Raw genomic sequence first — 11,582 nt, forward strand, 5'->3', positions numbered from 1 at the left:
GCTAGGATAAAGATACATACAGCCAGATGCCCGGGAGGAATAGACATGAAATGTACAATTAATAAAAACGCTGCAAAAAAGCTGCAAGAAATGCTGAGCAGGGAAGATGCGGAAGGAAAAATGGTCCGCGTATTCATTACACATATGCATGGGGACCACGCTCACTATGATATTACGCTGGATACGCCAAAAGAGAATGATGAAATTGTCCACACTGACAAAGGCATCGATGTTCTTCTGGATAAAAACGAAGAATTTCTTGATGGTGTATGGGTGAAGTATTTCTATGTTCCACAGGAAGGGTTTGAAATCACAAATCCATCCAAAGAAGGCGGACACCACCATCATTGATCATTGCTGAATAGTATATAAACGGCCAGTCAATCTATGTCTGGCTGTTTCATATATAGGCTGTTTTTTTCCTGGATAGGCGCTAAGTGTACGGCTTTTTTTTCCCTGCTATGCTTATTTTTCATGGAAATAACAGCAAAAAGGAACAGATCATTCCATAGGGGGAGTTAGCAATGAAAGAATCGTTTCAGGCATTGGTTGTAGATCATCCCGAGGGAGCCGATTTCTCGGTGCGTGTTAAGGAAATTTCCCTGAATGAGCTGCCGCAAGGGGAAGTATTGATTAAGGTCGCTTATTCCGGAATCAATTATAAGGATGGTTTAGCCACCATTCCGAACGGCAATATTGTAAAAACATATCCCTTTGTCCCTGGCATCGATTTAGCAGGTGTGGTGGTGTCATCCGAAGACCCGCGGTTTAAGGAAGGGGACCAGGTGATTGCTACCAGCTATGAAATCGGCGTTACTCATTTTGGGGGATATAGTGAATATGCCCGGATTCCATCTAAATGGATCGTTCCGCTGCCGGATGGTTTGACATTAAAGGAAGCCATGATTGTGGGAACGGCGGGCTTTACGGCCGCTCTATCCATTCAAAGGCTTGAGGAAAATGGCTCGGCCCCCGACAAAGGGCAAGTGCTGGTGACAGGTGCTACCGGCGGAGTAGGAAGCATTGGTGTATCAATGCTCTCAAAACGCGGGTACGATGTGACTGCCAGTACCGGTAAATCTGATGAGCATGAATATCTCTATGGCCTTGGGGCAAAAGAAGTCGTTTCCAGGGAGGACATATTCAGCGGCAAGGTAAGGGTGCTGGATAAACAGAGATGGGCAGCGGCGATTGACCCTGTTGGAGGCGAGCCCCTTGCAGCCGTACTGAGCCAGATTCAATATGGCGGATCCGTGGCAGTAAGCGGACTTACAGCCGGGACAAGCGTACCGGCAACCGTGTTTCCATTTATTCTTCGTGGTGTCAATTTGCTTGGAATTGATTCTGTATATTGCCCTATGGAAGTACGTGAGAACCTGTGGCATCGAATTGCAGCAGACTTAAAGCCGGATAATCTGTCAGAGATGATCCAAAAAGAACTAAGTCTTGAAGAACTGCCGGATGCCTTGCCGACTATCTTAAAAGGACAGGCGCGCGGCAGGATGATTGTAAAAATGGCAGAGTAAATCGGACTTTAGTTTATGAACTTAGTGCACCTTTTTTCGAAAGCTTCCAACAACATAAATATGGATGCTGCGGATTCTAAGAAGGGGATTACTTCATAGCTGAATCATTTAGCTTTCCTCAGGGATACTATTTCTGAGATTTACAAACAGAAGGAGATGCTGAAATGGCAACATACAATACATTCTTTGAACCATTTACATTCCGTTCAGGAATGGAAATTAAAAACCGTATCCTGATGGCTCCAATGACCAACTCTTCATCCAACGATAACGGGGAAGTGACTGACGAGGAGCTGGAATATTACCGCGTGCGATCCGGCGGAGCAGGAGCCGTCATTACAGCGTGTACCTATGTAACAAGAGATGGAAAAGGGTTCCCCGGTGAATTTGGTGCCGATACGGATGAACTGATTCCAAGCCTTCGCAGACTTGCCGATACCATCAAGGGCGAGGGAGCGAAAGCCATCCTGCAAATCTTCCACGGCGGAAGAATGTGCCCTCCAGAGTTGCTGCCTGATAAGCAGCCAATCAGTGCGAGCGCAATTCCAGCAGAGCGTGAGGGAGCGGCTGTTCCGAGGGAAATGACCGAAGAAGAAATCGAAAATGTGATTCAGGCATTCGGAGAAACTACCCGCCGCGCCATTGAAGCAGGCTATGACGGTGTGGAGATTCATGGTGCGAACACTTATTTAATCCAGCAATTCTTTTCTCCGCACTCCAACCGCAGAACGGATAAATGGGGCGGCTCTCTTGAAAAGCGCCTGACTTTCCCGCTTGCTGTCGTGGATGCTGTAAAAAAGGCTGTATCTGAACATGCCAAGGGGCCTTTCATCGTAGGCTACCGTCTTTCACCAGAGGAGCGCGAAAATCCGGGAATTACAATGGAAGATACACTTTATTTAGCTGATGCACTTGCGGAACAAGATCTGGATTACATTCATATCTCGACACAGGACTTCTGGGCAGGCTCCATGCGCGACCAGGACGATAAAAAGTCAAGGCCGCTAATGGTTCATGAGCGTGTGGGGGACCGCGTGCCAGTAATTGGTGTGGGTTCGCTGCACACGCCAGAGGACGTGACAAATGCAATGGATGCAGGAGTTCCTTTGGTGGCCCTTGGCCGCGAACTGATCATGGAACCAAAATGGGTGGAAAAGGTCCAAAATGGCGAGCAAGACCAAATCCGTGTGACCTTATCGAAAAAGGACCAGCAAGAATTGGTCATTCCAGACCCATTATGGAATATGATCATAGGTGTCCCTGGTTGGTTCCCGGTAGTGGATTGATAGTAAAGAATGCAGGAAGGAGTCCGTTGGATTCCTTCTTTTTATGCCACAGTACTGGTGTTTTTCCGAATCGGTCACTTATGCTTTGGATAAAATAGAGATAGATCAGTAAACGCGTATATTTATTTTTCTAACTGTGATATAATTATGGTTTACTTACATAGAGGATGTGAAACCTTTGATAAAAATTGAAATTCCTACAGCTGACGTTTCCATAACAAAGCAGGATAACCCGCAACTAAGCAATATATATGGATTTACCGACTTTCATCTGATCCCAAGGGATAAGGGTGGAATCTTTATGTTCTATAACATAAACGACGAATTATTATTCGTTGGCAAGGCAAGAAAGCTTCGGCAAAGGATAAAAAAGCATTTTGAAGACACTGTGTCCCCGATCAGGGAGCATAGGGATGAGGTTTATACAATAGATGTATGTTTTGTGGAAGAACCAACAGACAGGGAAATATATGAAACATATATCATTAACAATCTTCATTCTAAATACAATGTTGATAAGGTTTTCTTCAGGTAAGTCATTTGGATGTGGACATAGTCTGCATTTAAAACTTTAGATTTTGATCAAGCACCCGAAAATGGGTGTTTTTTTTGTCTTTAAAATGTTAAATTTGCGATTAACTACCAACGGAGGCCCGGGTTATCAAATCACAAAAGGTGTTCTTAAAATGTATTTTATTGTCGCATAAACAATTAAAATATAGATTGAAAATTCAGTAAAGTCAGAATATAATTTTTGTAATCGATTACAAAAATACCCATTTTTACATAGAACGATATACATATCAGTAATCGATTACAATTTAAGGAGTAAAAACCAAATGCCAAAGATGACGAAAATGATTGATGTAGCAAAACTCGCGGGGGTATCAACTGCCACTGTTTCACGTGTGCTTTCAGGTAATCCTAACGTGAAAGAAAGCTTAAAAATCAAGGTTCTGGAAGCTATAAATCAATTAGATTATAAACCAAATAAGCTGGCAAGCAGTTTGCGTAAAATGGAATCCAGGACTATCGTTGTGGTTGTACCTGACATCTCGAATCCTTTTTTCTCGGATATCATCCTCGGTATTAAGAAAGTAGCTCACTGCAATGGTTACTATGTACTATTAGGGGATACACAAAACGACGTTGAAAATGAAATCGCTTACACTAACTTGATTCAGGAAAGGTTAGCAGACGGGGTCATCCTACTCACTGCAAGAATGCCAAAACACAAAATTCAAGAGCTGGCTCACAGTATTCCTGTTGTATTGTCATGTGAATATATCGATGGTATTGATATTTCTACAGTAACAATTGATAACATTAGCAGCTCGCGAAAGGTAGTTGACCACCTGGTTCAGATGGGACATAGCAGAATTGGAATTATAACGGGTCCACTAAATATTGTTCTTAGCAGAGACCGTCTTAAGGGCTATCGGCAGAGCCTGTATCAAAATGAAATCGAACCCGAAGAATCGCTAGTGCAGGAAGGCGACTTTTCAATGGAATCTGGCTATCAAATGTGCCTGCGTCTATTATCTTTAAATCAGCCGCCAACCGCTATATTTGCTTCCAATGACGAGATGGCTATTGGCACTATAAAGGCTATTAAGCATAAAGGTTTAAGGGTTCCGGAAGATGTTGCGGTAGTGGGTTTTGATAATGTAAAACTTTCTACCATTGTTGATCCGGAATTATCCACGGTATCCCAACCAAAGATGGAAATAGGAAGGAAGTCGATGGAACTGCTGTTAAAAGAGATACGAAACGAGCCTATCGAAAAAAGACAGATCGTCTTGCATGATGAACTCATTATCCGTGAATCATGCGGCTCTCTCACCAAGAGCCTGTCTATCTAACATAAGGAGAAAGTTATCATGAAAGGGGTGTTGCCACGGAAAATTGTATTGTTGTCAATCTAATTTGAAAACGTTTTCTTAATATGAAGGACGGAGGAATGGAAATGACAGACATCAAGTATTCCTATAACACTCTAGTTTATGCAGGAGAAGATATTGAAGTTGGAATCAAACGCTTGGCTAAATATGGATATGATGGTGTGGATTTTGTTGGTGAGCCTGAGACAATGGACGCTGAAAGAATCACTAAGTTATTAAAAGAAAATAACATCGAAGCGTCCTCAATATGTGCTATTTACACCCCTGAAAGAGACCTTGTTTCCAGCAATGAAAAAATAAGAAAGAATGCAGTCAATTATATATGCCAATGTGTGGACTTTGCTGCCAAAATTGGAGCAAAGGGTATCTCTGTCACTCCTACAGCATGCATGAAAATCAGGCCAGAAGCAGATATCAAACAAGAATGGACATGGGCCGTTGAAGGGCTAAAAGAAGCAGGAAGTTATGCACTTGAACATGGAATCCGATTAACCGTTGAAGCCTGGAACAGATATGAAAACTATCTGATCAATAGGCTGGAACAATCATTGGCTTTGGTGAAAGAAGTGGACCTTCCAAATGTAGGATGCATGGGTGATACATATCATATGAACATCGAAGAAGAGGATATCGCAGAAGCATTCAGGTTGGTGGGTGATAAATTATTTTATGTACACATCGCAGACAGTAACCGGGCTGCGCCTGGGCGCGGGCATATCGACTTTGAACCTATCGCAGCTGCATTAAAGGAAATTGGATATAAGGGGTATTTATCCATGGAATTACTGCCAGCTGCCGCCGATCCGTTCATGGTGTTGAATGGTGAGCGCTGTGAAGAATTCTATGACCAGTATACAGAAGAGTCGATTAACTTTTTGAAAAAGCTATTTTAATAGACAAACAGGAGTGATTTGAGTGACTAATATCATGAAAGCAGCGGTTCTTCATGAGCCTAAGGATCTGAGGGTCGATAATGTCCCTGTTCCTGAAATTAAAGAAGATGAAGTGCTAATCCAGGTAAAAGCGTGCGGTATATGTGGAACCGACCCGCATATCTTTAACGGCCATTTTCCTGCGCCGACGCCATTAATTCTCGGCCATGAATTTGTCGGAGTTGTCGCAGAGGTTGGAAAGGATGTTCAAAATATTAAAGTTGGGGACAGAGCAACAGCGGATATCAATATAAGCTGTGGTACTTGCTATTTCTGTCGTATGGGCCAGAAATTGTTCTGTAAGGATATAGTCCAGCTTGGTGTCCATGTAAACGGCGCTTTCGCAGAGTATATAAAAGCTCCAGGTGCTAATGTGTATGTTTTACCTGAAGAAATGACATGGGAAGAAGGGGCTTACATTGAGCCGCTCGCATGTGCAATCAGAGGCCAGGACAGGGCGAATATCACGATGGGCAGTACAGTAGCAATAATCGGAGCTGGACCAATGGGACTCGTACACGCTTTACTATCTAAATTAAATGGCGCAAGCAATATTATCATCTCAGAACTTAACCAGTCTCGTATCAAAAAAGCGAGGGAACTTGGAATTGACCATGTAATAGATGCGTCAGAGCAAGATCCGATACACGTGGTAAAGCAGCTGACAGATGGACGCGGCGCCGATTTTGTAATAGAGGCAGTAGGGTCTATCCCAACATATAAGCAAGCCTTTGAAATGGTGCGCCGGGGAGGAACACTGGTTACCTATGGAGCCGCGCCTGCGAACGCGACAATGGAACTAAAGCCTTTCGATATTTACAGTAAAGAACTGACGATTGTGGGTTCATATGCAGGGACTTATGATACTTGGGTAAAAGCAATCCAATTAATTTCAAGCAAGCGCTTTAAACCAATGGATATTATTACGAAATCAATTCCTTTGGATCAGGTCGTAGAGGGTATCCAAGAGGCTATCCATAATAAAGATACTATAAAAATAGTGGTGAAAACTGAGAATTAATATTAGAGGGGGATTTCCAGTGAAGGTTTGGACGAAAATTAGCTTTATAGCTGTGCTAGCATTGTCACTCATACTAAGTGCCTGTTCATCAGAAAGCGGCTCAAAGGAACAAGAAAAGGATGGGAAGATCACTCTTAATGCCGTTTATCTTGGAGCATCGTGGGGTGAAGCAACTAAAGAACTGGCAAAAGAATACGAGAAAGAAACAGGCGTTAAAATCAATGTAGAACTAGTCGGAAGGGATGCTATCCATCAGAAATTGGCACTGGCTATTGCCGGTAAAAATGACTATGACTTGTTCAATATCGATTATCCCTGGGTTCCTGAATTCGCTGCATCTGGCAGCCTCTATCCACTAGATGACTTAATCAAAAAGAATAATGTCGATACATCGAAATATTTGCCTCGTGCACTCGCGTTAACTCAATGGAATGGAAAAAATGGTGAATTTGGTGAAGGAGGAGAAATTTACGGATTGCCTCAAACCATCCATCCACATTTATTATGGTACCGCTCTGACCTATTTAATGATGTAAAAATGAAAGCTGATTTCAAGGCTGAATACGGATATGATTTGGCTCCACCGAAAACAATGAAAGAATTTCAGGATATGGCAAAATATTTCCATGGCAAAACGTTTGATGGCCAGAAGCTTTCTGGATGGGCAGCACAGGCGTCAAAAGGGTTTGGAAATGTGCATACATGGTTAAGCTTCCTTTATTCAAATGGTGCAGACGTAATCGATTGGGGATCCATGAAATCTTCTTTAAGCACCCCTGAAGCAATTGAAGCTACGAAAACATGGGCAAATCTATTAAAATATTCACCGCCTGGAATAAACGATTATACTTTTGCTGAAGTAGCAGCAGATGCTTCTGCCGGTAAACTGGCAATGGCGATTCACTGGTCATGGTCAGCGTTTGAAGTAGATGATCCATCTAAATCTAAAACTGTTGGCAAGTGGGAATTTGCCCCAATTCCTAAAATGAAAGATTCTGTAGCACACCTTGCAGGATGGCCTGTAGTTATCCCTAAGACATCCAAACATCCAGAGGAAGCATTTAAATTCCTTGTGTGGCTGGAAAATAAAGAAAATGACGTAAGGCAAGCTGAAATGGGTGCTGGAGATCCGGTACGGTCGGAATCCTATCAAGACCCTAAACTTGCAGACCTGAAAATAGAAGGAACTAATGTTAAGAAGTTCCGCCGCTACGAAGCATTGGAAGAAGCGATGAAGACTACAAAGGCTCGTCCATTCTTCCCACAGGAAGAGAAGTGGGAATCCACTGTTTCTGAATATTTAAGCGCGATTCAAACAGGTGATATGGATGTGGAGGAAGCATTGAAAAAAGCTGATGATGCTGTAAACCAGATTATCAGCAAGTGATTCTGTCCATTAAGAGTCTGCTGAAAATACACTTTTGATAGGAGCATCGAATGATGAAGAAAGCAATCCAGAAATTTACGGGGCCATATTCAGTGATGGCTCCGGGCCTTCTTTTACTTGCCATATTTGCCATATATCCGACTATATTTCTCGTAACAATAAGTTTTCAAAATTATAACCCAATTAATATTGAGAATCCGTTTGTTGGGTTTGAAAACTATAGCCGGCTGTTTCAGGACCATAACTTCTGGAATGCGATAAAAGTCACCGCCATATTTGTAGTTTCAACTGTTACGATTGAGTTTGTATTAGGAATGGCGCTTGCCTTGCTTCTGAATCAGCAATTAAAAGGCAAGCGTGTATTCCGAACTCTAATACTGCTCCCTATTGTTATGACTCCTACAGTCGTCGGTCTGATGTTCCGGTTTATGATGAATGAACAATATGGCATTCTTAATTACATTGCGGAATTAATAGGAATCAAACGGACAGCCTGGCTTTCAGATCCCGATACAGCGCTCCCGGCCCTTATACTCACTGATATTTGGCAGTGGACTCCGTTTATGGCAATTATTCTTCTTGCCGGATTGCAGGGTATGTCAGACGATACAATTGAGGCAGCACAAATCGATGGAGCCAGCAAGTGGCAAACCTTTATTTTTGTAACCATACCTGGGCTTTCTAAAATCATATATATAGCAATGCTGCTTCGTACTATCGATTCTTTCAGGATATATGACACGGTTTATATGATGACGAATGGTGGTCCGGTTAACTATACCTCCACACTTAGCTGGATTGTATATGATAAAGGATTTAAGTTTCTGGATTTTGGATATGGAGCGGCTATATGTATCATTTTGCTGATCATTGTAGTTACATTGTTATCGTTCGTATTAAGAAAAATCGATTTATTTGAAAGTGGGGTCAATAATGGCAAATGATATGCAAGTCGTCGCAAGAAAAAACGGCCAAATGGTTATAACCCCTGAAAAATCAAAGGCGGTCAAAAAGAAAAGGAAAGGAACGGTGACTCACACACTACAGTATTTACTGCTACTGCTTTCCATTGCGATATTTTTCTTTCCTATATACTGGATGATTGCCACTTCTCTCAAATCTCAGAATGATGCGTTTACCACAAAGCCAAAGTGGTTCTTTGATATTACTTTCAACAACTATTTCGTGCTGTTTGAGAAAGACTTTTTACATTATATTTTGAACAGTCTTGTAATCGGCATAACGTCTACGGTACTGGTGCTCATTTTAGGCTGCGGAATTGCATATCCATTTGCAAGATATAGAATGGCAGGAGCCAAAAACGTACTGACATGGATTTTAACGTTACGGATTGTACCGCCAATCGTTTCCATTCTTCCAATCTATCTTCTATTTTCGAAATTAAATCTTCTGGATAGCTATATTTCATTAGTGTTAATGTATACGTTTATGAACCTTCCTTTAGCGGTCTGGCTACTCTACGGTTTTTTTCAGGATATACCTGGTGAACTGGAGGAGTCGGCATTAGTTGATGGATGTAATCGTTTTACAGCATTTGTTAGGATTATCCTGCCAATCATAGGTCCTGGCTTGGTTTCAGCAGGTATTTTATGCTTTATCTTTGCCTGGAATGAATTCTTGTTCGCTAATATTTTGTCAGGACCCAACGTTCGTACCGCCCCTGTTGCACTAAATGAATATTCCACCCCGGTCAGTGTACTATGGGGACAAATCGCAGCAGCCGGAACGATCATCATCATACCTGTAGCTATTATAACAATGGCAGTACAGAAACATATGGTACGTGGGTTAACCATGGGAGCTGTTAAGGGCTGAAGAAATTATCTGGGGAGGAATAAGATGTTCAAGTTTAGCGCTACACAATGGATTTTCGGTAACGAAAGTTTAGAAACTAGCTTTACCCGCCTAAAGAAATTTGGCTATGACGGAGTGGAATTAGCTGGAGAGCCTGAAGAAATAGATGTCAAGATGGTATTGGAATTAATGGAGAAGTATGGTCTTTCATGCACTTCAATCTGCGGTATCTATAACGCCGAACGAGATCTGTCTTCATCCAATCCAGAAATAAGAGAAGCTGCTGTAACGTATGTAAAGGATTGTATTGACTTTGCCGCTCTGCTAGGGGCAACTCATTTAATTGTGGTGCCATCAGCTGTAGGAAAACAGGGTCCTCTTACAACTGCTGAAGAAGAATGGAACAATTCTGTAAAAAGTGTAAGGGAAGCTGGGGAATATGCATTATCTAAAAATATTAGTTTAGCTATAGAGTCGCTGAACAGGTATGAGACCTATCTTGTTAACAATTTCGACACAGCCCTGAAATTTATTCAGGAAGTCAGTGTTCCTAGTGTTAAAATTATGGCCGATTTATTTCATATGAATATCGAAGAACGCAATAATCGCGAAGCGCTGCTGAAAGTCGCACCTTATCTAATCCATGTCCATATCGCAGACAATACCCGTGAGGCCGCAGGGCTGGGAAAAACAGATTTTTCCGAAGTAATTGATACATTAAAGGAAATAGACTATAAAGGGCCGATTACAATGGAGTTTTTACCTCCGGTTTCAAATCCTTATTTAGTAGCGCAAAATAGCGAAAGTGCGGATATTTATGACGAGTTTACCGAACAATCTATCGTTCATATTAAACAGTTTATCTAAATATTGGGCAGCAAAGGACTGGCGTCATAGGAGCGGCTTTTCAGAGTGGGCTACCAATGCTTACCCCTTTTTAAAATAGCTTCTATGCCCTGGGCAAATTTGTTGCACAGGGTTTTTTTCTTGCTGCACCAACGTGTTTTATCAATACGAGAAATATGAGATTCCAGCTAGTGTGCTGCAAAGAAATAGGTTCAGGATGGTATATGTTCATAATAATATCGCTATCAAAAGAGCGAAAAAAAGATATTTTCTGTATGAATTCCATTTACGCTTTTGCCAGTTAGTTTTTAATGCTTATCTTTTATTTTCCTTGTGCATAACAGGGACTATGTACTAATGATCCTCCTATAACGCTTCTCCACACAATAAACAACAGGCTCCCTGTATAAGGAGAGCCTGTATGGACATTCGTTTTTATTAAGCTTTTTGAACGTTAGTAGCCTGAGGCCCACGAGAGCCTTGCTCCACGTCGAATGTTACTTTTTGGCCTTCTTCTAAAGTTTTGAATCCTTCACCCTGGATAGCTGAGAAGTGTACGAATACATCGTCTCCACCTTCACGTTCGATAAATCCAAAGCCTTTTTCTGCATTAAACCATTTTACTGTACCTTGTTCCATTTTTGTTGCCTCCCAGTGCATGACGCACGATGTATTACTATTCTTGTCCAAAGTGAAGAAAAACATGAAAACGAAAAGTCTACTCTAATCCTATCCACCGAACAAAAATAATTCACATTTATCATAACAGGAAATGATAGAGGAATGCAAATTTTAGCTCCTGTTCAAAATCCTTCCTGTAATATGATTTCTTCCTATCCCAGGTTACTCCTGCTATGTAATGCAAAAC

The 11,582-nt window shown here is 41.7% G+C and carries 12 protein-coding genes; 11 read left to right on the plus strand and 1 reads right to left on the minus strand.

The annotated features are described in order from the left end of the window. The first annotated feature begins 45 nt into the window (after positions 1 to 45). The 11 genes from V1500_RS08100 (at position 46) to V1500_RS08150 (ending at position 10,735) form a co-directional block, all read left to right on the plus strand. Complete coding sequence (locus V1500_RS08100) at positions 46 to 351, plus strand: iron-sulfur cluster assembly accessory protein (RefSeq protein ID WP_409305056.1); 306 nt, start codon at positions 46 to 48, stop codon at positions 349 to 351. A gap of 173 nt (positions 352 to 524) precedes the next feature. Then, positions 525 to 1,526 carry an NADPH:quinone oxidoreductase family protein gene (locus V1500_RS08105; protein ID WP_409305057.1) on the plus strand — a complete coding sequence of 334 codons (1,002 nt, stop codon included), beginning with the start codon at positions 525 to 527 and terminating at the stop codon, positions 1,524 to 1,526. 164 nt (positions 1,527 to 1,690) lie between these two features. Then, the gene (locus V1500_RS08110) at positions 1,691 to 2,812 is read left to right on the plus strand and encodes an NADH-dependent flavin oxidoreductase (RefSeq protein WP_409305058.1); all 1,122 of its coding nucleotides are present in this window, start codon (positions 1,691 to 1,693) and stop codon (positions 2,810 to 2,812) included. A 178-nt stretch (positions 2,813 to 2,990) separates the two neighbouring features. Beyond that, positions 2,991 to 3,347 (plus strand): nucleotide excision repair endonuclease, encoded by a 357-nt coding sequence (locus tag V1500_RS08115; RefSeq protein ID WP_409305059.1) that lies wholly within the window; start codon positions 2,991 to 2,993, stop codon positions 3,345 to 3,347. 313 nt (positions 3,348 to 3,660) lie between these two features. Further along, positions 3,661 to 4,674 (plus strand): LacI family DNA-binding transcriptional regulator, encoded by a 1,014-nt coding sequence (locus tag V1500_RS08120; RefSeq protein WP_409305946.1) that lies wholly within the window; start codon positions 3,661 to 3,663, stop codon positions 4,672 to 4,674. 104 nt (positions 4,675 to 4,778) lie between these two features. Further along, positions 4,779 to 5,606 carry a TIM barrel protein gene (locus tag V1500_RS08125; RefSeq protein WP_409305060.1) on the plus strand — a complete coding sequence of 276 codons (828 nt, stop codon included), beginning with the start codon at positions 4,779 to 4,781 and terminating at the stop codon, positions 5,604 to 5,606. 22 nt (positions 5,607 to 5,628) lie between these two features. Next, on the plus strand, positions 5,629 to 6,666 hold the full coding sequence (locus tag V1500_RS08130) for a zinc-dependent alcohol dehydrogenase family protein (protein ID WP_409305061.1): 1,038 nt from the start codon (positions 5,629 to 5,631) through the stop codon (positions 6,664 to 6,666). A 19-nt stretch (positions 6,667 to 6,685) separates the two neighbouring features. Beyond that, a complete protein-coding gene (locus tag V1500_RS08135; protein WP_409305062.1) occupies positions 6,686 to 8,053 on the plus strand; it encodes an ABC transporter substrate-binding protein in 1,368 nt (455 codons plus the stop codon). Positions 8,054 to 8,103: 50 nt separating this feature from the next. Then, positions 8,104 to 8,997, plus strand: coding sequence for a carbohydrate ABC transporter permease (locus tag V1500_RS08140; RefSeq protein WP_409305063.1), 894 nt, complete (start codon positions 8,104 to 8,106; stop codon positions 8,995 to 8,997). Then, a complete protein-coding gene (locus V1500_RS08145) occupies positions 8,987 to 9,889 on the plus strand; it encodes a carbohydrate ABC transporter permease (protein ID WP_409305064.1) in 903 nt (300 codons plus the stop codon). Before V1500_RS08140 ends, V1500_RS08145 begins: the two co-directional genes overlap by 11 nt. Positions 9,890 to 9,913: 24 nt before the next feature. Further along, entirely contained in the window at positions 9,914 to 10,735 is an 822-nt protein-coding gene (locus V1500_RS08150) for a sugar phosphate isomerase/epimerase family protein (RefSeq protein WP_409305065.1), read from the plus strand. 417 nt (positions 10,736 to 11,152) lie between these two features. On the opposite strand, the gene V1500_RS08155 is transcribed toward V1500_RS08150, so the two are convergent. Beyond that, a complete protein-coding gene (locus V1500_RS08155; RefSeq protein ID WP_409305066.1) occupies positions 11,153 to 11,353 on the minus strand; it encodes a cold-shock protein in 201 nt (66 codons plus the stop codon). Between the last annotated feature and the right edge of the window lie 229 nt (positions 11,354 to 11,582).

This window comes from Peribacillus sedimenti (assembly GCF_046237635.1).
Taxonomy (GTDB): Bacteria; Bacillota; Bacilli; order Bacillales; family DSM-1321; genus Peribacillus; species Peribacillus sedimenti.